We start from the raw sequence: 24,272 nt of genomic DNA, 5'->3' as shown, positions 1-24,272 counted from the left end.
TAGCAAGCGCGAGATCCGGCGCTGTCTCAAACGCTACCTCGGTAGGCACTTCTACCGGACGCTCAATGCCCTACATTCTGCCGGTTCTACGACTTGACAATCATAGAAGCGTCTCAGTACATCCACCACGAACATTCCCATCAGCAAGGAGACATCATGACCGCGGCGAACGTTCCGACCATCACCCTCAACAACGGCCTGCAGATGCCGCAGCTCGGCTTCGGCGTCTTCCAGGTGCCCGACGCGGAGACCACGGCGGCCGTCGCCACGGCGATCGAGACCGGCTACCGCAGCATCGACACCGCAGCCATCTACGGCAACGAGGCGGGAGTCGGGCGCGCGATCGCCGAGTCGGGCGTCGCACGCGACGAGCTGTTCATCACCTCGAAGCTCTGGATCGATGCGCTCGGCTACGACGAGGCGATGCGCGGCTACGAGGCATCGCTCGAACGACTCGGCCTCGACAGGCTCGACCTCTTCCTCATCCACTGGCCCGCGCCCGCGAGCGACGCGTACACCGAGGCCTGGCGCGCCCTGGCCCAGCTGCACGCGGATGGACGCGTGGGCGCCGTCGGCGTTTCGAACTTCCTGCCCGAGCACCTGGCGCGCCTCGCGGAGGTCAGCGACCTCGTGCCCGCCGTGAACCAGATCGAGCTGCACCCGGCCATGCAGAACCGTGAGACCGTCGCCGCGAACACCGAGCGCGGCATCGCGACCGAGGCGTGGAGCCCGCTCGCTCAAGGTGCGGTGCTCGGAGACGCACCGGTCGTCGCCGCCGCAGAACGCCACGGCGTCTCGCCGGCCCAGGTCGTGCTGCGCTGGCACCTGCAGCAGGGGCGCATCGTGATTCCGAAGTCGGTCACCCCGTCGCGCATCGCCTCGAACCTCGACGTGTTCGGCTTCGTGCTCGACTCCGACGAACTCGCTGCGATCGACGGTCTCGAGCGCGACGGGCGCACCGGCCCGCACCCCGCCAGCTTCAACGGCTGAGCAGGCCGCACGAGCCGTGCGCGAGTTGAGCGCAGCCTAACCTTGCTTGCGGCATCACAGACGCGACGCGTACCGTGAGCAGTAGACAGAACCGACCGAACGAATAGGGGATCATCCAGATGGCAACCAAGCAGATCAACATTCCCGCAGCGCAGGGCGACCTCCAGCGCCCGACCGGCGTGGCCCAGTACCTGAGCCCGGTGCTGCACGACCTCGTCGCACTCGCGGTCAACGGCAAGCAGGCGCACTGGCACGTGCGCGGCGAGAACTTCATGGGCGTGCACGAGTTCCTCGACCAGGTCGTGCTGCACGCGCAGGACGCGGCCGACGAGGTCGCCGAGCGCGTCGTCGCACTGGGCCTGCCGATCGACGGCCGTATCGGTACCGTCGCGGCGCGCACGACGACGCCCGAGCTGAGCTCCGGCTTCCAGCAGTCGAACGTCACCGTGCGCGAGATCGTCGCCCAACTCGATGCTGCGCTCGTCACGCTCTACGCAGCGGTCAAGGGCCTCGACGAGATCGATCTCGTGAGCCAGGACATCGTGATCGGCATCGCGCAGCAGCTCGATAAGGATCGCTGGTTCCTGTTCTCGCACTACGCCGAATAATCGATGCGGGGGAGCGCGGCTCCGCCCGGCCCGGCCTCGTCGGTACGCCCTATGCGGCGACCGGCGAGGCCGGTTCCGTTCCCGGGCCGGGAATCGGCGCAGGGGCCGGGGAAGACGACAGGTACTCCTCGACGAAACGGCCGAGCACCATGTGCGACGCGCGAACGTCGGCTCGAGCGACCTGCTCGATGATCGCATCGACCTCGCCGGGATGGAAATACCCGTGATCGGCATAGGCGCGTACGCGCGAGGCGAACGAATCGGGGTCGAGCTCGGGATGGAACTGGGTCGCGTACACGTTGCGGCCCACGCGGAAAGCCTGCACCGGGCAGGTCGGCGAACCGGCGAGCACGACGATGCTCTCGGGCACCTCGCTGATCGCCTCCTTGTGCCCGACGAACGCGTCGAAGCGAGCGGGGAGCTGGTGGAAGAGCCGATCCCTGGCGCCCTCATCGGTCAGCGAGATGCGCACCGCCTGCGAGGATTCACCGTAGGTGCGATCGACCCGTGCACCCTGGTGCGCACCGATGGTGCCGATGCCGTAGCAGACGCCGAGGAACGGCACGTCGAGACGGACGACCTCGTCGAGCAGGGACGAAAGCTCGCGCTCGACCCGCAGTTCGGTCTCGGTCTTCTTCTCGACGGGCTCGCTCACGGTGAACGGGCTGCCGGCGAGGATGATGCCCGAGTACCGGTCGAAATCGACCGGGCCGAGCGGTGCGCGGTCGAGGCGCCGCCACTCGAGGTCTTCGGGCAGCAGGCCCGTCAGCCGGCAGTACGCGGCATGCTCGTCTGCGGCCTCGAGGTCTTCACCACGGGTCGAGATCAGCAGGAACGGCTTCATCCCTCTACCGTATCGCGATTCGGAGCGCACCGAGGCCGAGCCGTCACCCGGCGACATGCGCGGTCGAGAGCCGGAGGAGACGACCTGTTCAACAGGCCCGTGCCTTGCGTACGGGCCACGACCGGGGATAGAACTGGAGTCATGGCACTGCATTGGAAACTCGTGATCGATTGCGCCGATGCGCCCGCACTGTCGGAGTTCTGGGCTGCAGCGCTCGACTATACGCTGGAGGACTCGTCGCCGCTGATCGCCGCGCTGCTCGCAGCCGGGCGTCTCGATGAATCCGCGGTCGTGGATCGCGATGGGCGCCGACTCTTCCGCGGCCTCGCCGGCATCCGGCACCCCGATGACCCGTTCGATGCCGCCAGCGGTGCCGGGCACGGGCGCCGATTGCTCTTCCAGGAGGTGCCGGAGCACAAGGCGGCGAAGAACCGGCTCCACATCGATGTTCACGCCGGAGACGAGACGCTCGATCGGCTCGTCGTGCGCCTCGAGGCGATCGGCGCGACGAGGGTGCACGAGGTCGATCAGGGCCCCGCCGGCCACTGGTGGGTCATGCAGGATCCCGAGGGCAACGAGTTCTGCGCCGCGGGGTAGCCGAGGCCGTGCAGACGGTCGGGGCCCGGGACGACGCATCGCGCGTCCCGGGCCCCGACCGTGGAGGTCACGCGTCGTAGCTGCGGATGGCGACGACGGCGTTGTGCCCGCCGAACCCGAAGGAGTTCGAGATCGCCAGCTGCGGGCCGTCGCCGAGGGGCTGCGGCTCGCGCGAGGCGCGGAACGGAATCTCCGGATCCTGATCGACCAGATTCGCCGTCGGGGGAGCGACCCGGTTCTGCACGGCGAGCACCGTGAAGAGCGCCTCGAGCGCGCCGGTACCGCCGAGCAGGTGACCGGTCGCGGCCTTCGTCGCCGAAACAGGGATCTCGTTCACGCGCTCGCCGAACACCTTCTGCAGCGCCACGAATTCGTTGATGTCGCCGACAGGGGTCGACGTCGCGTGCGCATTGATGTGCGTGACCTCATCGACCTCGGCGCCGGCGACGCCGAGCGCGAGCTCGACCGCACGGATCGCACCGCGGCCCTCGGGGTCGTTGGCCGTGATGTGGTACGCATCGGCGGTCACGCCGCCGCCTGCGATCTCGGCGTAGATCTTCGCCCCGCGGGCGAGCGCGTGCTCCTCGGTCTCGAGCACGAGCGCGGCCGCGCCCTCGCCCATGACGAAGCCGTCGCGGTCGGTGCTGTAGGGGCGCGAGGCCGACTCGGGGGAGTCGGTGCGCTTCGAGAGCGCCTGCGCCGAATTGAACGCGGCGAGGGTGATCGGGTGGATCGCGGCCTCCGAGCCGCCGGCGATGACGACGTCGGCGAGCCCCGCCTGCAGGTGCTCGTACGCGTTGACGATGGCCTCGGTGCTCGAGGCGCACGCCGATGCGACGGTGCGCGCAAAGGCGCGGCCCTCGAGGTGCATCGAGATCGCGGCCGAGGGCGCGTTCGGCATGAGCATCGGCACCGTCAGAGGCATGACGCGGCGCGGACCCTTCTCGCGCAGGGTGTCCCATGCATCGAGCAGCGACCACAGGCCGCCGATGCCGGTGGCCCAGTCGACGCCGAGACGCTCGGCCGGAATCTCGGGGCTGCCCGCGTCGGCGAAGGCTTCGAAGGCCGCGACGAGCGCGAACTGGCTCGACGGGTCGAGGCGCTTCGCGACCGGGCGCTCGAGCACCTCATCGGGGCGCACCTTCGCCTTGCCGGCGAAGTCGACGGCCAGTCCGTACTTCTCGGCCCAGTCGTTGTCGAGGGTATGGATGCCGGTCTCACCGGCGAGGAGCGCCTCCCAGCTCTCGGGGGCGGTGCCGCCGATCGGGGTAGAGGCACCGATTCCGGTAACGACAATCTTCTTCGTCATGATGCGTGCTCCGCTGATCTGAGGAATGGTGTGTATTCGGGTGTCCCGAGAAGTCTGTGTGTGCGGCGCAGGGCGCGCGCTGCTGCCGCCGAGTGCTGGCGGGTGGCTCGTGCCAGGGGCGACGGCCACCCGCCTCGCAGCAGCTTAGGCCTGGGCCTGGGCGATGAAGTCGACGGCGTCGCCGACGGTCTTGAGGTTCTTGACCTCTTCGTCGGGGATCTTGACGTCGAACTTCTCTTCGGCGTTGACGACGATGGTCATCATCGAGATCGAGTCGATGTCGAGGTCGTCGGTGAACGACTTGTCGAGCGCAACGACGTCAGCGGCGATGCCGGTCTCGTCGTTGATGAGCTCTGCAAGACCTGCGAGGACCTCTTCGTTGCTGAATGCCATGGGGTTTCTCCTTGTATTGATGGGGGATTGAGTGGATTGTAGGGCCGTACTAGTCTGGCCCGGAACCGCGGGTCGCAATGCGCGACTCGCGGAAATCAGGGCAGCTCGACGACCTGCGCGGCGTAGACGAGTCCGGCTCCGAAGCCGATGGTGAGCGCGAGGCCGCCCGAGAGCTCGGGCTGAGCTTCGAGCAGCGTGTGCATCGCGAGAGGGATCGAGGCCGCGGAGGTATTGCCCTGCATCTCGATGTCGCGCGCGATCGCGACGGTGTCGGGGAGCTTCAACTGCTTCGCGAACTCGTCGATGATGCGCATGTTGGCCTGGTGCGGGATGAAGGCGGCGAGCTCGCCGGGTTCGACGCCGGAGACCTCGAGGGTGCGGCGGGCGACCTTGGCCATCTCCCATACGGCCCAGCGGAACACGGTCTGGCCGTCCTGGCGGAGCGTCGGCCAGGCCACCTCGCCGGGGTTGCTGCGGTACTCCTCGAACGTGGAGGTGACACGGATGGTGTCCCACTTCTCGCCGTCGGAGCCCCACTCGGTCGGGCCGATGCCGATGTGGTCGCTCGCGCCGACGATCACGGCGCCGGCACCGTCGGCGAGCAGGAACGAGATGCTGCGGTCGGTCGGGTCGACGATGTCAGAGAGCTTCTCGGCGCCGATGACGAGCACGTTCTTGCACTGACCCGAGCGCACGAGCGCGTCGGCCTGCGCGACGCCGTATACGTAGCCGGCGCAGGCGGCCGAGATGTCGAATGCGGCCGCGGGGGTGAGCCCGAGCCGGTGCGCGGCGAGCGAAGCCATCGAGGGCGTCACCGCGACGTTCGAGATCGTCGAGATGATCACGCCGTCGATGGCGGCGCGGTCGAGGCCCGAGCGAGCAATGGCCTCTTCGCCGGCTTCTACGGCGAGGTCGACGGCCTGCACCGATGCGCTGGCGCGGCGGCGCTGGACGATGCCGGTGCGCTGGCGGATCCACTCGTCGGAGGAGTCGATCGGCCCGACGAGGTCGTCATTCGGCACGTCGAGGTCGCCGCGCGCGGCGCCGACCGAGAGGATGCGCGTGTGGGCAGGGCCGGTCTGCTGGAGCAGGGATGCCATGGTTCGGGAGTCCTTCCGGTCAGGCTGCGTCGGCGATCATCGCGACCGCGGCTTCGAGGTCGTCGGGCGACTTGATCGCGACCGAGGGCACGCCCTTCAGCGCGCGCTTCGCGATGCCGACGAGGGCGCCGGCGGGGGAGAGCTCGATGATGCCGGTGATGCCCGCATCCTGGAAACCGGTCATACAGGCATCCCAGCGCACCGGGTTCGCGATCTGCGTGACCAGCGAGTCGAGGAAGGCCGTGCCGCTCCTCACGAGCGATCCGTCGGCGTTCGTCCACAGGGCGCGCTGGGGGTCGTGCACTCCGTGCTCGCCGGCCGCGACGCCGTCTGCGGCTTCGCGCAGTACAGGGATCGCCGAAGCCATGTAGTCGGTGTGGAAGGCGCCCGCGACCTGCAGCGGGATGACGCGTGCGGCGCGCGGTGCGTTCTCCGACAGCGCGGCGAGCGCATCCTTCGCACCGGCCGCGACGATCTGGCCGCCGCCGTTGCGGTTCGCCGGGGTGAGGCCCTGGGCCTCGATCGCGGCGATCACATCGGCTTCGACGCCGCCGACGACCGCGGACATGCCGGTCTCGGCGCGGGCCGCGGCCTCCGCCATCGCGCGGCCGCGGATGCCCACGAGGCGGAGCGCGTCGCTCGCGTCGAGCACGCCGGCGACCGCGGCGGCGGCGAATTCTCCGACCGAATGGCCGGCCACGCCGGCGGCCGACGTGTCGGCGCGCTGCGAGAGCGCCTCGAAGGCGAGCAGGCTCGCTGCGACGATGAGCGGCTGCGCGATCGAGGTGTCGCGGATCGTATCGGCGTCGCTGACGGTGCCATGGGCGATGAGGTCGGTGCCGGCGCTCTCTGAGGCGGCGCCGAGGCGCTCGCGCGCGCCCGGAAGTTCGAGCCACTCGTTCAGGAAGCCGGGGGTCTGTGAGCCCTGTCCAGGGCATGCGATAACGATCACGTGTTTCAGTCTCTCAGATCAAACGGCACGATTCTGCATATATTCCACCACAAATCTGCCGGAGTGCTGTCGGAAAGCGCCTAATTCCGACCGGATGTCGGCCCTCGGCGGGCCTGGTGGGCGATCGAACCGGCGATGAGCGCCGACTGCAGGATGAGCGCTTCGCGCGCACCCGTCGCGTTCCACCCGATGAGCTCGGACACCTTCTTGAGCCGGTAGCGCACCGTGTTCGGGTGCACGAAGAGCTCGCGGGCCGTCGCCTCCAGCGAACGGCCGTTGTCGAGGTAGCACCAGAGGGTCTCGAGCAGTTCGGGGGACTGCGCGCGCAGCGGTTCGTAGATCTGCTCGATGAGCGTGCGCCGGGCGAGTCCGTCGCCCACGAGCGCGCGCTCGGGCAGCAGATCGTCGGCCGCGACCGGGCGCGGCGAATTGCGCCACGAACGCGCCACCGCGACGCCTGCGAGAGCGGCGCGCGCGCTGCGCGATGCCTCGATCAGGTTGTCGACGGTAGGCCCGAGCACGAGCGGGCCGTCCGAGAAGCCGTCGGCCAGGCGCCCGGCGATCTCGAGGAAGCTGAGCGCCTCCGCCGGCTGGCCCGACGCGTCGCGCTGCTTCGGCTCGATGCGCCCGAGCACCAGCACGAGGCGGCTGCCCTGAAGGCCGACGAGCAGGTCGGCGCCCGCGTGGCGCGCGCTGCGCCGCAGCTGGTCGACATCGACGACCCGTTCGGCGGTGCCCACGAGCACCGCCGATTCTCCGTCGCCGTGCCAGCCGAGGGCCGCGATGCGGCTCGGCAGCTCGTCATCGCTCTCGCCCGTGAGGATCGAGTCGACGACGAGGGCCTCGAGCCGGGCGTCCCAGAGCCCGCGCGCCTCGGCGGCGCGGGCGTACACGTCCGCCGCCGCGAAGGCGACATCGCGCGAATAGTGCAGCACAGCATCCCGGAGGGCCGCGCTGCGGGGTGCGACGCGCTCCTCGACGACCGAGACGACGACGCGGATCAACTGCAGGGTCTCCTGCAGGCTGATCGAGCGCAGCAGCTCGCGCGGTGCGGCCCCGAAGACATCCGAGGCGATCCACGGAGTCGATGTCGGGTCCTCGTACCACTGGATGAACGATGTGATGCCCGTCTGCGCGACGAGGCCGACGGCGCTGCGCCTGGACGGCGGCATATCGCCGTACCAGGGCAGCGTGTCATCGAGTCGTGTGATGGTGCGGGTGGAGAGCTCGCCCGTGATCGAGCGGAGCCACGCCAGCTCCTTATCCTTCACCGCTCCGTGTCCGGTCACCGGGTCAGGCCTCGCCGCCCGCTCCGCCCGTCGAACCGGCGTTGACGTCGTCGAGGCGGTACTTCTCGGCCGCGCGGCGCGGCACGTCGGCATCGATCTTGCCCTGCAGGGCGAGGCGCTGCAGCACCTTCACGACGACGGACTCGCGGTCGATCCCGAAGTAGCGGCGCGCCGCAGCACGGGTGTCCGAGAAGCCGAAGCCGTCGGCGCCGAGCACCGAGTAGTCGCCGGGCACGTACGGGCGGATCTGCTCGGGGACGAGGGTCTCCCAGTCGCTGACCGCCACGAAGGGGCCCTCGGCGCTCTGCAGCTTCTGCGTGAGGTAGGGCACCCGGGGGTCGTCGCCGAAGTGATGGAAGTTGTGCTGCTCTGCGGCGAGGCCGTCGCGCTGCAGCTCGTTCCAGCTCGTGACGCTCCACACGTCCGCCGCCACGCCCCAGTCGTCGGCGAGCAGCTGCTGCGCCTCGATCGACCACGGCACGGCGACGCCCGAGGCGAGGATCTGCGCGCGGACGCCGTCCCCTGCGGCTTCGCTCACGCGATGGATGCCCTTGACGATGCCTTCGGCATCCACGTCCTCGGGCTCGGCCGGGTGGATGATCGGCTCGTTGTAGACCGACATGTAGTACATGACGTTCGGGTCGGGGTGGGTGCCGCCGTACATGCGCTCGAGCCCCGAGCGCACGATGTGCCCGATCTCGTAACCGTACGCCGGGTCGTACGAGACGACCGCGGGGTTGGTCGACGCCAGCGCCATCGAGTGGCCGTCGGCGTGCTGCAGGCCTTCGCCCGTGAGCGTGGTGCGGCCGGCGGTGGCTCCGATGATGAAGCCGCGCGCCATCTGGTCGCCGGCGGCCCAGAACGCGTCGCCGGTGCGCTGGAAGCCGAACATCGAGTAGAAGATGTAGATCGGGATCAGCGGCTCGCCCTGCGTCGAGTACGAGGTGCCGACGTTCGTGAACGCGGCGGCGGCACCGGCCTCGTTGATGCCGACGTGGAGCAGCACGCCCTGCGCGCTCTCCTTGTACGCGAGCAGCAGCTCGCGGTCGACCGAAGTGTAGTTCTGGCCGTGCGGGTTGTAGATCTTCGATGTCGGGAAGTAGGCGTCCATGCCGAAGGTGCGGGCCTCGTCGGGAATGATCGGCACGAAGCGCTCGCCCATGCCCTTGTCGCGCATGAGATCCTTCAGCAGGCGCACGAACACCATGGTGGTCGCGGCCTCCTGGTGGCCGGTGCCCTTCGCCGCGATCGCGTAGGTCTTCTGCTCCGGGAGCGCGAGCGGCGCATGCGACGAGCGTCGCGAGGGCAGAAAGCCGCCGAGTTCGCGACGGCGTTCGTGCATGTACTGGATCGTCGGATCGTTCTCGCCCGGGTGGTAGTACGGGGGCAGGTACGGGTTCTCCTCGAGCTGCGCATCAGTGATCGGCACCTGCATGGTGTCGCGGAACATCTTCAGATCGTCCAGCGTCATCTTCTTCATCTGGTGCGTCGCATTGCGCCCGGCGAAGTGCGGGCCGAGACCGTAGCCCTTGATCGTCTTCGCGAGGATGACGGTCGGGCGGCCCTTGTGCTCCGTCGCGGCCTTGAAGGCGGCGTACACCTTGCGGTAGTCGTGGCCGCCGCGGCGCAGACCCCAGACCTCGTCATCGGTGTAGTTCTCGACGAGACGCAGAGCGCGCTCGTCCTTGCCGAAGAAGTGGTTGCGCACGTAGGCGCCGTTCTCGGCCTTGTAGGTCTGGTAGTCGCCGTCGGGCGTCGTGTTCATGACGTTGAGCAGCGCGCCGTCGGTGTCGCGGGCGAGCAGCTCGTCCCATTCGCGACCCCAGATGACCTTGATGACGTTCCATCCGGCACCGCGGAAGTAGCTCTCGAGCTCCTGGATGATCTTGCCGTTGCCGCGCACCGGGCCGTCGAGGCGCTGCAGGTTGCAGTTGATGACGAAGGTCAGGTTGTCGAGGCCCTCGTTCGCGGCGACCTGCAGCTGGCCGCGGCTCTCGACCTCGTCCATCTCGCCGTCGCCGAGGAAGGCCCAGACATGCTGATCCGAGGCATCCTTGATGCCGCGGTTGGTGAGGTACTTATTGAGCTGCGCCTGGTAGATGGCGTTGATGGGGCCGAGGCCCATCGACACCGTCGGGAACTGCCAGAAGTCGGACAGCAGACGCGGGTGCGGGTAGCTGGGGAGTCCGTTCGCGGCACGCGACTTCTCCTGGCGGAAGCCGTCCAGCTGATCGTTGCTCAGGCGCCCTTCGAGGAAGGCGCGCGCGTAGATGCCGGGGGAGGCGTGGCCCTGGATGAAGATCTGGTCGCCGCCGCTCGGGTGATCCTGGCCGCGGAAGAAGTGGTTGAAGCCGACCTCGTAGAGCGACGCCGCCGACGCGTAGGTGGAGATGTGGCCGCCGACGCCGATGCCGGGGCGCTGCGCGCGGTGCACGGTCATCGCGGCGTTCCAGCGGATCCAGTGACGGTACTTGCGCTCGAGCGGCTCGTCGCCCGGGAAGTCGGGCTCGTCATCGCTCGCGATGGTGTTGACGTAATCGGTCGTCGGCACCATCGGCACGTTCAAGTGCAGCTGGCGCGAGCGATCGAGCAGGCTCGTCATGACCTCGCGACCCCGGCCTGCGCCGCGCTCCTCGACGACTGCGTCGAGCGATTCCCGCCATTCCGCGGTCTCCTGCGGATCGATATCGTCCTGGTCGGGGGCGTAGGGATCCTGAGTGTTCACAGCCAAGATTCAATCTCCATTCACCATGTTTGCGTACCTGGCGGGGCGCGGGTAGACGCACGAACGCGGCACAGCGGGTCGGCCGCGTGATTCGCGGTCTTCCCTCAAGACTATCGAAAGTCCACTGCGAAACACGGAGTACGCTTGTAGAAAGTGTCACAGCTGCACAAAATTCGCATACCCCGCAGCGGATCAGCCGCAAAACAACCGATTACGAACCAACGGATACGAAATTGCACTGATTTCGTGCATTTTTCATTTGTGATATCAAATGCACGCGAAGAAGCTTCGGATATTCTTCGGTGAAGCGTCGCTTTATGCGTTCGGATACTCTGGGGGAGTAGCCGACTGCGGTGCGCACGGCGTCCGCACACATTCACTGAGGAGTATCGATGGTTCTCGAGCCCGGCGCACAGGCGCCCGACTTCACCCTTTCCGATCAGCACGGCGAGGAGCGCACCCTCTCCGAGCTCGTCGCCTCGGGCCCGATCGCGCTCGTGTTCTTCCCGCTCGCATTCACCGGCATCTGCACGGGGGAGCTGTGCGAACTGCGCGACAACCTCTCGGTGTTCGACGACGGCGAGGTGCGGCTCTTCGCGATCTCGGTCGACACAGTGCCGACGCTGCGCGAGTTCTCGGTGCGCGAGGGATACGAATTCCCGATCCTCTCTGACTTTTGGCCGCACGGTGCCGTAGCGCGCGACTACGGCGTCTTCATCGAGGAGCGGGGCATCGCGACCCGGGCGACGCTGCTCATCGGCGAGGATCGGCGCGTGCTCGCCTCGTTCGAGACCGCACCGGGGCAGGCCCGCGACTTCGCCTCGTACCGCGAGGCGATCGCGGCGATCGGGGAGTAGCCCGGAGCGCCGCAGTGCGATTCGTCGTGATGCGACCCCGTACCCTATGCTGGTGAGGTTCGTTTCGCGAATGCGCCCTTAGCTCAGTTGGTTAGAGCATCTCGTTTACACCGAGAGGGTCGGGAGTTCGAGTCTCTCAGGGCGCACCGTTTCCTCCACATACGTCGTCCGGCCCGTACGCCGTCGACGTCGGGCGCGGCCCGATCGAACGGACACTTCGCCCGTAGAAACATCGAGGCCCGGAGTCGTCGACTCGCGCGGCGCGACGCACCGAGCTCGTGGCGGACTTCGTCGCATCGCAACGGCTCGGAGCTTCCCTCGGTGCCGCTCGGCGGGAAGCGCAGTTCGGGCCGTGCGGGGAGTCGTGGCGTCCCTGCTCGAAGTGTAAACTGACATAATATAGATTATCGACACTCGACCATCATGCCGAATCCTTTGAGACGGACCGTGTCGCACTGGCCTTGCCCGCTGCGGTGACGAGCCACGTGATCAGGCCGATGGCGAGCGCCCAGAATGCGGCGCCGAGGCCGGCGACGACGACGCCCGATGCGGCGACGAGCATCGTGACGATCGCCGCGATGCGCCCGCGCGGGTCGCTCAGCGCTTCGACGCACGCGGATGCCAGTGCGCCGAACAGCGCGACGCCGGCGACCGCCTGCATGATCTCCGGCGGCGCCGCGACGGTGACCGCGACGAGTCCGGCGCTCGCGAGCCCGAGCACGATGTACAGGCAGCCGGCGGTGAAGCCCGCGATCCAGCGTCTCTGCTTGTCGGCGCCGGCATCCGCGCCCGCAGCCAGCGCCGCGGTGATCGCCGCGAGATTGAGTGCGAACGCTCCGAAGAATGCACCGACGACGGTGCCGAAGCCGGTCGTGACGAGCGCCGGTTTCCAGGGCACGGTGTACCCGAAGCTCTGCAGCACGGCCGCACCCGGGATGTTCTGCGACGCCATCGTGACGATGTACAGCGGCAGCGCGACGCCGGTGAGCGCCTGCAATGCGACGACGGGCATCGTCCACTCGAAGTGCGGCACGAAGGCGGCCGCATCGAATGCCGCGCCGGTGAGCGCGCGATGCGCACCGACGGCGATGAGCCCCGCGGCCACCGCGGCGAGCACGGCCCATCGCGCCCGCAGTCGCATCGTGACGAGCCAGGCGATCAGCACGGGCGCGACCAGCCACGGCTCCTCGACGAGCGCACGGAACGGCGCCAGGCACAGCGGCAGCAGAATGCCCGCGAGCATCGCCTGCGCGAGCGACGCCGGTATACGCTGCACGAGCGATGCGAGCTGCGGCCACAGCCCGGTCAGTGCCAGCAGTACGCCGGTGACGGCGAAGGCTCCGACCGCCGCAGGCCATCCCCCGGCGACGGCGCCGACGCTGATGAGCAGCGCCGCGCCGGGCGTCGACCAGACGACGGTGATCGGCATACGGTACCGCCACGAGAGCAGCACAGTCGCAAGCCCCATCAGCACTGTCACCGCGGCGAGGCCCGATGCGGCCTGGGCCGGGCTCGCGCCGACGGCGGAGAGACCCGCCAGCACCACGGCGAACGTCGAGGCGAAGCCCACTACCCCGCTGGCGATACCTGCGGTGAGCGGCTCGGCGATCCCTGGCCCAGTTGTTCTGTTTACGGAACGATGCACGGGTTCACTGTAGCATCCTCAGCATGAGCACACTCGAGATCGGCCTGCGCCTGCGCCGCGCACGCACCGAGCAGGGGCTGAGCCTCTCCGAGCTCGCACGCAGATCGGGCGTCGGCAAGGGGTCGCTCTCGGAGATCGAAACGGGCAAGCGAAACCCGACCGTCGACACGCTCTACGCGCTCTGCCGGCCGCTCGGCATCCCGCTCAGCGCGCTGCTCGGTGGCACAGCCGGGTCCGAATCCGTCGCTCCGGGCGGCATGCGCACGATCCTCATCTCGGTGCGCGAGCTCTCGGATGCGACCGTCGAGGTGTTCCGCCTCGAGTTCCCGGCGAGCGCCGACCACGTCTCCCCCGCCCACGGCCCCGGCGTCACCGAGCACATCACCGTCGTCGCCGGCGCCCTCGAGGTCGGCCCCGACGGCGCCGGCAGCACCGTCGTCGCCGGCGAGAGCACCAGCTGGGCGAGCGACCGGCCGCACCGCTACACGGCGGTCGACGGGCCGGGCGAGGCGGTGCTCGTGATCAGGAGCCCGAGGGGCTCGCGGCCGGCGTAGCCCAGCCGCAGGGATCCTCCCCGCCGCATGCCGCCGAGCGCTCAACGGGGCTCGGCGAGCGCGAGCACCGTGCGCGCGGCGAAGGCGCTCACGCCGATCGAGCCGAACTGGCCGGCCGTGAGCATGAGGCCCATCTGATCCTTCGCGACGGCGACCGCGAGCAGTACGAGCGCCCCGACGATGACGAGCAGCGCGGCGAGCAAAAGGCCTGCGGCGACCAGCCGGCCGAGCGGCGAGCGGCGACCGGCGTCGAGCGGCTTCACGATGGCGGCGCACGAGAAGGTGAGCACCCCGAGCGCAATGCCGCCGAGCACATCGCTCGGCCGGTGCCACCCGTAGGCCAGCAGCTGCCAGGCGACGGTCGAGAGCAGCACGGCTCCCCCGACGGCCGTCGCCGAGCGCAACGCCACGGGCACCGCCCATGCCGCGGCCGCGACGACGACGACGAACGCCGTCATGTGACCGCTCGGAAAGGTGTTGTCGATGTTGAAGTCGAGCAGCTGCGGCCGCTCGAGCACCCGCAACTTGAGCAACTGGGACGCGATGATCGCCGCGGCCGAGGCTCCGACGACGCCGATGGCGCGCCTCCAGCCGTACGTGGCGAGCGCGATGACGCCGATGACCGCCATCGCGATGAGCAGCGTCGGCGCCGACATGAGATCGAGCGGCGCCGGCGGATCGGTCGTGAATCGGGCGGCGGCGAGCACGCTCTCCTCGGCGCGCTGCCCGAGCGAGCTGCCGACGCCGAGCACGAACGAGCCGACGCCGAGCACCGCCCAGAAGACGGCCGACCAGATCGCGCTGCGGCGCCGGCCGAGCGCATGCCTCACCGGCGGCCCCGCCGATCGGAGGTGCGCACGGCGAACAGCGCGAGCGCCGCTGCGGTCGCGACGTTGAGCGAGTCGACCTCGTGCTCCATCGGGATCACGACGGAACGCGTCGCCGAGGCGAGGGCCCGCCGGGACAGCCCGGTGCCCTCGGTACCGAACATCAGGGCGAGCCTCTCGGGTACGTCGAGCATGAAATCAGCGAGGTCCTCCGCCTCGTCGTTCAACGCGAACGCGGCGAGTTCGAAGCCGGCGTCGCGGATCAAGGGACCGGCGACCCGCCAATCGGGCAGACGCGCCCAGGGCACCTGCAGCACGGCGCCCATGCTCACGCGCACGGCGCGCCGGTACAGCGGGTCGGCGCAGGCCGGCGAGAGCAGCACCGCATCGGCGCCGAGCGCGGCCACGGAGCGGAAGATGGCCCCGACGTTCGTGTGATCGGCGAGGTCGTCGAGCACGATCACGCGGCGCGATGCGCGCAGCAGCTCCGCCGGGTCGAGCAGCGCCGGCCGGTGCATCGACGCGAGCGCGCCGCGATGCATATGGAACCCGGTGAGGGCCTCCAGCTGCTCAGACTCCCCCACGTAGACGGGTACGTCGGGGAAGGCCGCGAGCATCGGCTCCACCTTCGGCAGCCACTGCTCGAGCAGCAGCACCGAGCGCGGGCGATGCCCTGCCTGCAGGGCGCGCTCGATCACCTTCGGCGACTCCGCGAGATACAGGCCCTCTTCGGGTTCGCGAACGCGGCGCAGGGCGACATCGGTCAGCTGCGTGTAATCGGCGAGCTCGGGAATCGTGAGGTCGTCGATGCGGATGACCCTCACGCGGCGGCCTCGACCGCGTCCGCAGCGTCGAGCCGGGTCGGCTCCGAGAGGAACTCCCGCACGAACGCGCAGGCGTCGCCGACGGCCTCGTAGTGCACCAGATGCCCCGTGCCCGGGACGATGCGCAGCCGCGCGTCCGCGATGCGGTGGGCGAGATCGAGCTGCTTCGCGAGCGGCGTGATGTCGTCCCGCTCCCCCGCGATCAGCAGCGTCGGCATGCCGATCGCATCCGCGAACTCGGCGACCGTATGCGATACCGAGGCGCGGAACGCCTGCAGCAGCGTCCTCGGGTCGGAGAACGTGCTGAAGTACTCGGCGTGCTGCCCGTGGATCCATGAGCGCAGCTCTGCATCGCCGGTCTTCGCCATCACCTCGCTCATCCCGCGCACGATGAGCGGGTTGCCGAGCAGCTGACGCGATGCGGCGCCGGGCAGCAGGTCTGCGGCCCGATAGTAGCCGATCGCGAGCTGGGTGAGCAGGGCCTGCGGCCCCTCGAGCGCCGGCGCGGAGATCGGATTGACGAGCACCAGTCGCCGGGGTGCCAGCCCGCCGGCGATCGCCGCCGACACGACTAGGGACCCGAACGAGTGCCCGAGCACCGCGAAGCTCTCGGGGGCCGCCGCGGCCGCGAACTCCCGCAGCCATTCTCCGTAGAGGGCGATGTCGTGCTCGCGGCCGGGAACAGCGGGCGTCTCGCCGAAACCCGGCAGGTCGGGCACGATCGCGCGCAGACCCGGGGTCGAATCGACCAGCGCCCGTGCGAGCCCTTCGAGGCCGTGGTGGTCGCCGCGGAAGCCGTGCACGAGGATCAGCGTCGCACCTGCGGGGTCGCCGTAGGCCCAGGCCCGGGTCTGGATGCCGAGCGTGGCGGCGGCAATTGGATTCGGCGCGATGGTCACGGATCGAGTGTAATGGCGCGCCCTGGAAAGCCCCTTGGCGCCCCGCGGAGTTTCGCAGGGCGTGCACCGGCCGCGGCGGCGGTTCGGGAATGCCCTAGCATCGTGGGAGACGAAAGGACTCCCGTGACCAACAGAATGCCGCTCTGGGCCGAGAACATCGCCGTGTTCGACACCGAGACGACCGGGGTCGATACCGACCATGCGCGCATCGTGAGCGCGACGATCGCGCTGCTCGGCGCCGACGGCACCGTGCGCGAGCGCTACGACTGGCTGCTCGACCCGGGCATCGAGATTCCGGCAGGAGCGGCTCAGGTGCACGGCATCACGACCGAGGTCGCGCGGGCCAGCGGCATCAACGCGGCCGTCGGCGTGCAGCAGATCGTCGCGCAGCTGCTCGAGATGATCGAGCGCGGCTTCCCGATCGTCGCATACAACGCGCCGTACGATCTCAGCCTGCTCGCCTCGGAGGCCGCGCGCCACGGCATCGCCTGGCCCGCGAGCATCTCCCCCGTCGTCGACCCGCTCATCATCGACAAGCAATTCGACCGCTACCGCAAGGGCAAGCGCACCCTCATCGCAGTGTCGGCCCACCACGGCGTCGCGCTCGGCAACGCGCACGATGCCGGCGACGATGCGATCGCCGCGGGGCGCGTGCTCCAGCGCCTCGCACTGAAGTACGCCGATGTGCTGCCGCAGGAGCTCGACGACCTGCACCGCGCCCAGATCGATTGGGCGGCCGCGCAGGCCGCGAACTTCCAGGAATACATGCGGCGGGTGCGCGACCCGAACTTCGTGGCCGATGGCCGCTGGCCGCAGAAGGCATAGTAAAAGGACCTCCGGGGCGCGAGCTCCGGAGGTCCTTCTGCAGGGATCGTGCCTTAGGCGCCGAAGCCCTTGAAGCGCTGGTTGAACTTCTCGACGCGGCCGGCCGAGTCCATGATGCGCTGCTTGCCCGTGTAGAACGGGTGCGATGCGCTCGAGATCTCGACGTCGATGACGGGGTAGGTCGCGCCGTCGAGCTCGATGGTCTTCTCGCTCGTGAGCGTGGAACGGGTCAGGAACGTCTCGCCCGACGCGAGGTCGCGGAATACGATGGCGTTGTACTCGGGGTGGATTTCGTTCTTCATGAGTGTTCCTTCGGATTGGTGCCTGGATACGGGCGTGTAGCAGCACGCCCCGAGGTCTTGGGAGTGCGCGGATAACCGCACAAGGTTCTATCTTATCAGATGCTCGGCCGGGCGACGGCGGTGTAGCGGCCGTTCGTTTCGGTGAGCTCGAACGGCATGCCGAATGTCGCCTCGAGGTTCGAAGCGGTCAGCGTGAGCGCGATCGGGCCGGCGGCCTGCACTCGGCCGTCGCGCACGAGGAGCACATGGGTGAATCCGGGCGGAATCTCCTCCACGTGATGGGTCACCATGATCATCGCCGGGGAGTACGGCCACTGCGCGAAGCCCGAGAGCATCTGCAGCAGGCGCTCGCGGGCGCCGAGATCGAGGCTCGCGCTCGGCTCGTCGAGCAGCAGCATCTCGGGGTCGGTCATGACCGCGCGGGCGATGAGCGCGCGCTTGCGCTCGCCGTCGCTCAGCGTGCCGAAGGTGCGATCGGCGAGATCGGTGAGATCCCACTCGGCGAGGATGCGGTCGGCCTGGCGCACATCGATGTCGTCGTAGTGCTCGTTCCAGCGGCCCTCGACCGAGTGCGCTGCCGTCAGCACGAGGTTGCGCACCGACTCGTTCGCGGGGATGCGGCGGGACGTCGCCGAGGAGACGAGGCCGATGCGGCTGCGCAGTTCGAAGATGTCGATCTTGCCGAGACGGTTCTCGAGCACGTCGACGGTGCCCGTCGACGGATAGTCGTTGCCGGTGGCGAGCTTCATGAGCGTCGTCTTGCCCGCCCCGTTCGGCCCGAGCACGACCCAGCGCTCCGAATCCTCGACGCTCCAATCGAGATGATCGAGGATCGCGCGGCCGTTCCGTGCGTAGGTGACGTCGGTGAGGCGCAGAACATTGACCATGCCCACCATGCTACGAGTGATCTGCCCGCACGGGGCGACGGCGCGCTGAAGCGGGTCGCGCGAGTTCCCTAGACTGGGGGTATGACCGTTTCACCCCTCGTCGTGCTCGATTGCGATTCCACCACCATTCAGGACGAGGTGATCGAACTGCTCGCCGAAGCCGCGGGCACGCGGGAGCTCGTCGCCGAGGTGACCGAGCGCGCGATGCGCGGCGATCTCGATTTCTCGGCAAGCCTCGCGGAACGCGTCGCGACCCTGCGGGGCACGCCCGAATCGGTGTTCGCGGAGGCGTACGGCAAGGTGCGCCTCTCCCCCGGCATCCGCGAGCTCATCGCGGCCGTGCACGCACGGGGCGGCAAGGTCGGCGTGATCTCGGGCGGTTTTCACGAGGTGCTCGACCTGATCGCGGCCGATCTCGGTCTCGACTTCTGGCGCGCCAACCGGCTCGAGATCGTCGACGGTGCTCTTTCGGGGCGCACCGTCGGCCCGGTGATCGACGCCGAGGCGAAGGCGAGCGCGCTGCGCGAGTGGGCCGAGGCGAGCGGAACACCGCTCTCGGCGACGATCGCGATCGGCGACGGCGCGAACGACCTGCGGATGATGGAGCTCGCTGCGATCGGCGTCGGCTTCAACGCGAAGCCCATCGTCGTCGAACGGGCCGACGTCTCGCTCGAGCACGACCTCGCGGGAGCGATCCCGCTGCTGGATCGCCTGCCTATTTCCTGAGAGCGATTCGTCTATCCCTCGAGGATGCGATGCTCCTCGACGAACAGCCGCTGCCGACCCGAGACGTTCGCGAGCGAGTCGGCAGCGACCCGCTGACCGAGCTCGGAAGCGTAGGCCGCCTCGAACGCCGACTGAGAGTCGAACCAGAGCTCCGAGATGCCGTCCACTCCCCCGGTCTCATCCCCGAGCACGAGGTTGAAACGCGCATCCCTGACATCGGGGAGCTGCCGCGCGAGCGGGGCGTGCCGCCGCAGCCACCACTCGGCGAACTCGTCGCGGCTCATCCCGTCCCGCCGGGTCAGCATGATGATCGCCTTGAACGCCATCTCGATCGCCTCTTCCTCTTATCTCCAGCCGATGGTTCTCCCGCTCATGCGGGCTTCGGTACGCGGTGCAACGGGCGCCCGCCGATCGCGAGCACGACCGCTACGAGCATCTCGTCATCGCGCGGCGCATCGCCGATCGCGATGTCGGCGGCATCCATGTCGTCGAACTCCCAGATGCTGTTCTTGTTCGTCAGCGGCATCGTGATGACGGCTCCCGCGCCGCCCATCTTCTTCGTGCCCGGGATGATGTCGTCGCCGTGATCGACCGCCGCGCGCACCGGTGCGCCGAAGCGGGGATGCAGAATGGCGGCGGCATGCTCGATCTCGCCCGCGAGCCCGATGATGGCGCCCTTGCCGTACGACTCGACGGCGCCGGGCTCGACGCCGAGTGCCTCGACCGCGCGGCCGGCGAGGAGGCCCCCGAGCTCGGCGCCGAGATCGTAGAGCGGCGAGAGGTCTTCGACGTACCGCCCGGCGTAGGGGTTGTCGACCACGGCGGCGGCGATGGCCTTGCGCGTCGGCGGGTCGACGGGGCGTCCCATCTCCGAGTGCGTCTCTTCGACCTGCACCACGAGCTTGCGCAGCTTGAGCAGTGACATCTTCGCCTCCTGTGTGCCTCGTACGGCGCCGTCATCGGCTGCCGATCTCAGGCTACGGCGATAAGACGATGAAGAAAATCAGAAATACTTGACCTGACGATTCGTATTCTGGAAACTATCGCCATGAGTCTCGACCTCGACCAGTTGCGCACGCTGCTCGCCTTCGCCGACACCGGCAGCGTGAAGAACGCGGCCCGCGTCGTCCGCAGAACGCCGTCGGCAGTGAGCACCCACCTCTCGAAGCTCTCGACCTCGATCGGCCGACCGCTGCTGCAGCGACGGGGGCGGGGTCTCGAACTCACGCCGGACGGCGCGGAGGTCGTGAAGATCGCGCGACGCATGGTCGGCCTCGAGCACGAGCTCCTCGCGCGCTTCGACGCCTCGGCGTTCGCCGGCACGCTGCGGGTCGGTCTGCCCGACGACTACGTGCCGACGCTCATGTCGCCCCTCTTCGACGCGCTCGGCGCGGTCGCCCCTCAGGCGCGCCTCGAAGTGCAGTGCGCCCCGAGCGCCGAGCTCCGGCCGCTCATCGCGAATGCCGATCTCGACCTCGCAGTGCTCTCGGAGCCCGCCGGCTCCGGCGCGGGAGTCCTGCTGCGCCGGGAGGAGGTCGTGTGGGCATCGGCCCGGCACGAGACGGCGCTCGCCGATGGCGCGATCCCGCTGGCGCTCTTCCCCACGGGCTGCATCGTGCGGGCCGCGGCCCTCGCCGATCTCTCGACGCTCGGCATCGCCACCGACATCGTCTGCGAAAGCCGCAGCATGTCGGCGGTGCAGGCCGCGATCCGCGCCCGGCTCGCGATCGCGCCGATCGCGCGCAGCTGCATGCCCGAGGGAGCCGAGATCATGGGCGCCGGGAGCGGGCTCCCCCGTCAGCGCCCCATCGACATCGTGCTCGCGGCGTCGGCGACGGCGCCGCGATCGTTGACCGCAGCGCTCGTCGCCCGCCTGCGCGAACGGCTCGGGTGATCCCTGTCGAGAACAGGGAGCCCTGGGAACGAAGCTCTCAGTGACCCATGCCGAGGCCGCCGTCGACCGGGATGACCGCGCCCGAGATGTAGGCGGCGTCATCGCCCGCGAGGAACGACGCCGCGCCCGCGATCTCTGCGACATGACCGAAGCGGGCCGCCGGGATGGACGAGAGGTACTGCTGCTGCTGCGCCTCCGGGAGTGCCGCAGTCATATCGGTCTCGATGAAGCCCGGGGCGATCACATTCGCGGTGATGTTCCGCGCACCGAGCTCGCGGGTGAGCGAGCGGGCGAAGCCGACGAGCGCGGCCTTCGACGAGGCGTAGTTGATCTGCCCCGGCGACCCGTAGAGGCCGACGACGGAGGAGATGAGGATGACGCGGCCGAAGCGCCCCTTCAGAAGGCCCTTCGCGGCCCGCTTCACGACGCGGAAAGTGCCGGTGAGATTGATGTCGATGACGCTCGAGAACTCCTCCTCGCTCATACGCAGCAGCAGCGTATCCTTGGTGATGCCCGCGTTCGCGACGACGATCTCGACCGGGCCGAGCTCGGCCTCGATCTGCGTGAACGCCGCGTCGATCGATGTGGCGTCGCCCATCTCGGCGTGCACCGTGAAAGCGCCCTCGGGGCCGGTGCCCGAACGGGAGGTCACGGCGACGCGGTGGCCGTCGGCGAGCATGCGCTCGGCGATCGCGTATCCGATGCCGCGGTTGCCTCCGGTGACGAGTACGGTGCGCGAGGTGGTCATGTGTGGATCCTTCCGTCTGGCCAGCTGAGCACCAGCCTAGACGGCGTAGGCTGGTGGGGTACGGAGATAGGGGCGCATGTCGAAGAGCTACAGCGTGACATCGGCGGGTGTGAACCCGGCGCAGGATCGCGCGCACCGCATGCGCATGTACTATGTCGCCATGGTGCTGCGCGTGCTCTGCGTCATCTCCCTCTTCTGGGTGCGGGGCTGGTGGGTGCTGCTCGTCGGCATCGCGGTGGCGGTGCTGCCCTGGTTCGCGGTGATGGTCGGCAACGCGGTCGCGCACGGCGGCGAGGTCGAGCCCGACGCCCCCGAGCCGCTGCAGCTGCAGGCGTCGACGGCGCCCGCTCCGCGCGAGGACGCGGCCGAGACGCTGATCGTCGTCGATGTGGAGCCCGCGCGGCGCGGGGGCCCCGCGGCGCCTCCCGCCGAGCCCGATCCTTCGCCGGACGGCGATGCGGTGCCGGGTGAGGCGGACTCGTGAACGCCATCGGCCTACCCGGGCTCGGCGGCGACACCGGGCAGCGCTTCGAGTGCTCCCGCGCGGGCTGCACGAGACCGGCCGTGAACGCGATACGCTGGCGCAATCCGAAGATCCACGACGCCGGTCGTCGCAAGATCTGGCTCGCATGCGACGAGCACCTCGGCACCTTGCACGAGTTCCTCGCCGCCCGCGATTTTCCGCTCGACATCGTCCCGGTAGGTGCCCTCGATGACTGACCCGACCCCGCAGACCGCTGCACCGCAGCACGTCGGTTGGACGTTCCTGTACTCGCGCCGCTGGCTCGGCTATTTCGCGATGCTGATCGTGTTCGCGGTGGCCTGCGTCTTCCTCGGCAACTGGCAGTTCGACCGACGGGCCGAGGCCCGCGCGGAGATCGCGCGCATCGACGCCAACTACGACGCTGCGCCCGTGCCGCTCGCAGACGAGCTGCCGACGCTCGAGAGCTTCGACCTCGACGGCAACAAGTGGCAGACGGTCACCGCGACCGGCGAGTACGTCGGCGAGCCGTACTTCGCGCGCAACCGGCCGGGCCCTCAGGGCGTGGGGTCGAATCTGCTGCAGATGCTGCGCACCGAGCAGGGCGACATCTTCTTCGTCGACCGCGGCTGGGTGCCGGTCGACGGCATCACCGCCGACAGCATCGACGACGGCTCGCTCTCGCTCGAGAACCTCGACCTGCCGCTGCCCGCGACCGGCACGGTGACCGTCGAGGCGCGACTGCGCGCCTCCGAACCGCAGATCGGCGGCCGCACCGCCACCGGCAACACCGTCGCGAGCATCGATCTGCACGAGCTCGCCGGGCTCAGCGGCACCGCGGGCGAGGCCTACACGGGCGCCTACGGCATGCTCGTCTCCGAGAGCCCCGCGCGCGCGCACGGTGCGCTGCCCGAGCGGCCCGAGCGCGACGAGGGCCCGCACCTGTCGTACGCGCTGCAGTGGTACGTGTTCATCCTCATCGCGGGCATCGGCGTGGCCTACGCCGCCAGGCGCGAGTTCCGCGGCCTGAACAGCGGTAGCGACGCCGTCGCCGAGCAGGATCGTCGCAGCGCCGAACGCCGGAGCCGGCGCCGCCCGAGCGATGCCGACGAGGAAGACGCGCTGCTCGATGCGTGAATCGGCGCTGCGTTTCGGCCTCGGGTCCGGCCTGCTCGTCGCGCTCGGGCTCGGGCTGGCCGGCTGCGCCCAGCCCGCCGACCCGGTGGTCGCACGGGAGTCGCTCGAGCAGGTCACGGAGGACCCGGCACCGCCCGATGCGGCCGAGGAGTACGATGCGTCGCTGCATCCCGCCCCGATCGTCGCACCGAACGAGGACTGCACCCCCGTGCTCGTCATCACCGTTCGCGGAACGGGCGAACCGACGAAAGGGCAGCTCGTCTCGGGGATCGCGAAGGCGATCGAGAAGGCGGAGCCCGACAAGACCGAGGTGATCGACCTCGACTACCCCGCCGACACCGAGGTCAAGGAGGGCGGCACCCTCGGCGTGCGCACGCTCATCGATACGCTCAACGTGCAGGCGGAGCACTGCCCCGGTCAGCAGTTCGTGCTGCTCGGCTACTCGCAGGGCGCGCTCGTGATCGGCGATGCGCTCAGCGCGCCCGATACCCGACTCGTGGGCGCGACGGCCGGAGAGGTCGGGATCGACGCGGCGGCCGGCATCTGGGCCGTCGCACTCTTCGGCGACCCGCGCTTCAACGCCGCCGAGGCGTTCAACGCGGGCACCTACGACTCGGCCTACAGTGGCCTCCTCCCCCGCCCGAGCGGCGCGCTCGCCGCGTACGAGGAGCGCCTGCTCGACTTCTGCGTCGCCGAGGACTTCATCTGCCAGAGCGGCATCGTGCTGCGCGACGACGGCGAGATCGACGAGGAGGGCCACGTCGACTATTTCAAGAACGGCATGCGCAAGCAGGCCGCGGCGTTCGTGCTCGAGAAGCTCGGCTGGAACAGCGCTGCGCCGTAACCCGCGCTGGGCCGC

28 protein-coding genes and 1 tRNA gene are annotated in these 24,272 nt (G+C 69.2%); 13 read left to right on the top strand and 16 right to left on the bottom strand.

Going from position 1 to position 24,272, the window contains the following annotated elements; genetic code table 11:
- Nucleotides 1-156: 156 nt before the first annotated feature.
- Together ACUYTF_RS12405 and ACUYTF_RS12400 are read left to right on the top strand one after the other, a co-directional pair.
- Nucleotides 157-990 carry an aldo/keto reductase gene (locus tag ACUYTF_RS12405; protein ID WP_434143608.1) on the top strand — a complete coding sequence of 278 codons (834 nt, stop codon included), beginning with the start codon at nt 157-159 and terminating at the stop codon, nt 988-990.
- 119 nt (nt 991-1,109) lie between these two features.
- Nucleotides 1,110-1,598 (top strand): ferritin-like domain-containing protein, encoded by a 489-nt coding sequence (locus ACUYTF_RS12400; RefSeq protein ID WP_434143606.1) that lies wholly within the window; start codon nt 1,110-1,112, stop codon nt 1,596-1,598.
- Between the two features lie 49 nt (nt 1,599-1,647).
- Here ACUYTF_RS12400 and ACUYTF_RS12395 read toward each other — a convergent pair whose 3' ends face one another.
- Nucleotides 1,648-2,442: a glutamine amidotransferase gene (locus tag ACUYTF_RS12395; RefSeq protein WP_434143605.1), complete on the bottom strand. Its 795-nt coding sequence runs from the start codon at nt 2,440-2,442 to the stop codon at nt 1,648-1,650.
- A gap of 141 nt (nt 2,443-2,583) precedes the next feature.
- Between ACUYTF_RS12395 and ACUYTF_RS12390 the strand changes: the two genes are divergently transcribed.
- On the top strand, nt 2,584-3,039 hold the full coding sequence (locus ACUYTF_RS12390; RefSeq protein WP_434143604.1) for a VOC family protein: 456 nt from the start codon (nt 2,584-2,586) through the stop codon (nt 3,037-3,039).
- 67 nt (nt 3,040-3,106) lie between these two features.
- Here ACUYTF_RS12390 and ACUYTF_RS12385 read toward each other — a convergent pair whose 3' ends face one another.
- The 6 genes from ACUYTF_RS12385 to aceE form a co-directional block, all read right to left on the bottom strand.
- On the bottom strand, nt 3,107-4,348 hold the full coding sequence (locus ACUYTF_RS12385; protein WP_434143603.1) for a beta-ketoacyl-ACP synthase II: 1,242 nt from the start codon (nt 4,346-4,348) through the stop codon (nt 3,107-3,109).
- A 144-nt stretch (nt 4,349-4,492) separates the two neighbouring features.
- The gene (locus ACUYTF_RS12380) at nt 4,493-4,741 is read right to left on the bottom strand and encodes an acyl carrier protein (protein ID WP_434143601.1); all 249 of its coding nucleotides are present in this window, start codon (nt 4,739-4,741) and stop codon (nt 4,493-4,495) included.
- A 95-nt stretch (nt 4,742-4,836) separates the two neighbouring features.
- On the bottom strand, nt 4,837-5,841 hold the full coding sequence (locus ACUYTF_RS12375) for a beta-ketoacyl-ACP synthase 3 (RefSeq protein ID WP_434143600.1): 1,005 nt from the start codon (nt 5,839-5,841) through the stop codon (nt 4,837-4,839).
- A 19-nt stretch (nt 5,842-5,860) separates the two neighbouring features.
- The gene (locus ACUYTF_RS12370) at nt 5,861-6,793 is read right to left on the bottom strand and encodes an acyltransferase domain-containing protein (RefSeq protein WP_434143599.1); all 933 of its coding nucleotides are present in this window, start codon (nt 6,791-6,793) and stop codon (nt 5,861-5,863) included.
- An 80-nt stretch (nt 6,794-6,873) separates the two neighbouring features.
- A complete protein-coding gene (locus ACUYTF_RS12365; RefSeq protein ID WP_434143597.1) occupies nt 6,874-8,175 on the bottom strand; it encodes a helix-turn-helix domain-containing protein in 1,302 nt (433 codons plus the stop codon).
- On the bottom strand, nt 8,087-10,813 hold the full coding sequence (gene aceE, locus ACUYTF_RS12360; protein WP_434143595.1) for a pyruvate dehydrogenase (acetyl-transferring), homodimeric type: 2,727 nt from the start codon (nt 10,811-10,813) through the stop codon (nt 8,087-8,089). Before aceE ends, ACUYTF_RS12365 begins: the two co-directional genes overlap by 89 nt.
- 386 nt (nt 10,814-11,199) lie before the next feature.
- Between aceE and ACUYTF_RS12355 the strand changes: the two genes are divergently transcribed.
- The gene (locus tag ACUYTF_RS12355) at nt 11,200-11,664 is read left to right on the top strand and encodes a redoxin domain-containing protein (RefSeq protein WP_434143593.1); all 465 of its coding nucleotides are present in this window, start codon (nt 11,200-11,202) and stop codon (nt 11,662-11,664) included.
- A 72-nt stretch (nt 11,665-11,736) separates the two neighbouring features.
- Nucleotides 11,737-11,810: transfer RNA gene (locus ACUYTF_RS12350), tRNA-Val, on the top strand.
- A gap of 275 nt (nt 11,811-12,085) precedes the next feature.
- Here ACUYTF_RS12350 and ACUYTF_RS12345 read toward each other — a convergent pair.
- On the bottom strand, nt 12,086-13,309 hold the full coding sequence (locus ACUYTF_RS12345; RefSeq protein WP_434143592.1) for a benzoate/H(+) symporter BenE family transporter: 1,224 nt from the start codon (nt 13,307-13,309) through the stop codon (nt 12,086-12,088).
- Nucleotides 13,310-13,332: 23 nt separating this feature from the next.
- Between ACUYTF_RS12345 and ACUYTF_RS12340 the strand changes: the two genes are divergently transcribed.
- Nucleotides 13,333-13,863, top strand: a complete 531-nt coding sequence (locus ACUYTF_RS12340) for a helix-turn-helix domain-containing protein (RefSeq protein WP_434143590.1) — start codon at nt 13,333-13,335, stop codon at nt 13,861-13,863.
- A gap of 41 nt (nt 13,864-13,904) precedes the next feature.
- Here ACUYTF_RS12340 and ACUYTF_RS12335 read toward each other — a convergent pair whose 3' ends face one another.
- The 3 genes from ACUYTF_RS12335 to ACUYTF_RS12325 are packed head-to-tail and all read right to left on the bottom strand — an operon-like array spanning nt 13,905 to nt 16,413.
- Entirely contained in the window at nt 13,905-14,693 is a 789-nt protein-coding gene (locus ACUYTF_RS12335; RefSeq protein WP_434143588.1) for a phosphatase PAP2 family protein, read from the bottom strand.
- Nucleotides 14,690-15,514 (bottom strand): TrmH family RNA methyltransferase, encoded by an 825-nt coding sequence (locus ACUYTF_RS12330; protein ID WP_434143586.1) that lies wholly within the window; start codon nt 15,512-15,514, stop codon nt 14,690-14,692. The genes ACUYTF_RS12335 and ACUYTF_RS12330 overlap by 4 nt, the downstream gene beginning before the upstream one ends.
- Nucleotides 15,511-16,413, bottom strand: a complete 903-nt coding sequence (locus ACUYTF_RS12325; protein ID WP_434143584.1) for an alpha/beta fold hydrolase — start codon at nt 16,411-16,413, stop codon at nt 15,511-15,513. The genes ACUYTF_RS12330 and ACUYTF_RS12325 overlap by 4 nt, the downstream gene beginning before the upstream one ends.
- Nucleotides 16,414-16,536: 123 nt before the next feature.
- On the opposite strand from ACUYTF_RS12325, the gene ACUYTF_RS12320 reads away from it, so the two are divergent.
- A complete protein-coding gene (locus ACUYTF_RS12320; protein WP_434143583.1) occupies nt 16,537-17,238 on the top strand; it encodes an exonuclease domain-containing protein in 702 nt (233 codons plus the stop codon).
- A 53-nt stretch (nt 17,239-17,291) separates the two neighbouring features.
- Here ACUYTF_RS12320 and ACUYTF_RS12315 read toward each other — a convergent pair whose 3' ends face one another.
- Together ACUYTF_RS12315 and ACUYTF_RS12310 are read right to left on the bottom strand one after the other, a co-directional pair.
- Complete coding sequence (locus tag ACUYTF_RS12315) at nt 17,292-17,540, bottom strand: type B 50S ribosomal protein L31 (RefSeq protein WP_434143580.1); 249 nt, start codon at nt 17,538-17,540, stop codon at nt 17,292-17,294.
- A 95-nt stretch (nt 17,541-17,635) separates the two neighbouring features.
- Complete coding sequence (locus tag ACUYTF_RS12310; RefSeq protein ID WP_449279860.1) at nt 17,636-18,427, bottom strand: ABC transporter ATP-binding protein; 792 nt, start codon at nt 18,425-18,427, stop codon at nt 17,636-17,638.
- Between the two features lie 81 nt (nt 18,428-18,508).
- Between ACUYTF_RS12310 and serB the strand changes: the two genes are divergently transcribed.
- Entirely contained in the window at nt 18,509-19,153 is a 645-nt protein-coding gene (serB, locus tag ACUYTF_RS12305) for a phosphoserine phosphatase SerB (RefSeq protein WP_434143577.1), read from the top strand.
- A gap of 11 nt (nt 19,154-19,164) precedes the next feature.
- On the opposite strand, the gene ACUYTF_RS12300 is transcribed toward serB, so the two are convergent.
- Nucleotides 19,165-19,479, bottom strand: coding sequence for an EthD family reductase (locus ACUYTF_RS12300; RefSeq protein ID WP_434143576.1), 315 nt, complete (start codon nt 19,477-19,479; stop codon nt 19,165-19,167).
- A gap of 44 nt (nt 19,480-19,523) precedes the next feature.
- A complete protein-coding gene (locus tag ACUYTF_RS12295; RefSeq protein WP_434143574.1) occupies nt 19,524-20,078 on the bottom strand; it encodes an amino acid synthesis family protein in 555 nt (184 codons plus the stop codon).
- Nucleotides 20,079-20,201: 123 nt separating this feature from the next.
- Here ACUYTF_RS12295 and ACUYTF_RS12290 point away from each other — a divergent pair, with 123 nt between their 5' ends.
- Complete coding sequence (locus tag ACUYTF_RS12290) at nt 20,202-21,047, top strand: LysR family transcriptional regulator (RefSeq protein ID WP_434143573.1); 846 nt, start codon at nt 20,202-20,204, stop codon at nt 21,045-21,047.
- A gap of 37 nt (nt 21,048-21,084) precedes the next feature.
- On the opposite strand, the gene fabG is transcribed toward ACUYTF_RS12290, so the two are convergent.
- Entirely contained in the window at nt 21,085-21,795 is a 711-nt protein-coding gene (fabG, locus tag ACUYTF_RS12285; RefSeq protein ID WP_434143572.1) for a 3-oxoacyl-ACP reductase FabG, read from the bottom strand.
- Nucleotides 21,796-21,871: 76 nt separating this feature from the next.
- Between fabG and ACUYTF_RS12280 the strand changes: the two genes are divergently transcribed.
- The 4 genes from ACUYTF_RS12280 to ACUYTF_RS12265 are packed head-to-tail and all read left to right on the top strand — an operon-like array spanning nt 21,872 to nt 24,257.
- Nucleotides 21,872-22,279: a DUF3099 domain-containing protein gene (locus tag ACUYTF_RS12280; protein ID WP_434143570.1), complete on the top strand. Its 408-nt coding sequence runs from the start codon at nt 21,872-21,874 to the stop codon at nt 22,277-22,279.
- Complete coding sequence (locus ACUYTF_RS12275; protein WP_434143569.1) at nt 22,276-22,515, top strand: hypothetical protein; 240 nt, start codon at nt 22,276-22,278, stop codon at nt 22,513-22,515. Before ACUYTF_RS12280 ends, ACUYTF_RS12275 begins: the two co-directional genes overlap by 4 nt.
- Nucleotides 22,508-23,413 (top strand): SURF1 family cytochrome oxidase biogenesis protein, encoded by a 906-nt coding sequence (locus tag ACUYTF_RS12270; RefSeq protein ID WP_434143567.1) that lies wholly within the window; start codon nt 22,508-22,510, stop codon nt 23,411-23,413. Before ACUYTF_RS12275 ends, ACUYTF_RS12270 begins: the two co-directional genes overlap by 8 nt.
- Nucleotides 23,406-24,257, top strand: a complete 852-nt coding sequence (locus tag ACUYTF_RS12265; protein WP_434143565.1) for a cutinase family protein — start codon at nt 23,406-23,408, stop codon at nt 24,255-24,257. The genes ACUYTF_RS12270 and ACUYTF_RS12265 overlap by 8 nt, the downstream gene beginning before the upstream one ends.
- Nucleotides 24,258-24,272 lie beyond the last annotated feature (15 nt).

It is taken from the genome of Leucobacter sp. GX0328, assembly GCF_053567315.1.
The sequence above is the reverse complement of the archived record's forward strand: the minus strand, read 5'-3'. Positions and strand labels throughout refer to the sequence as shown.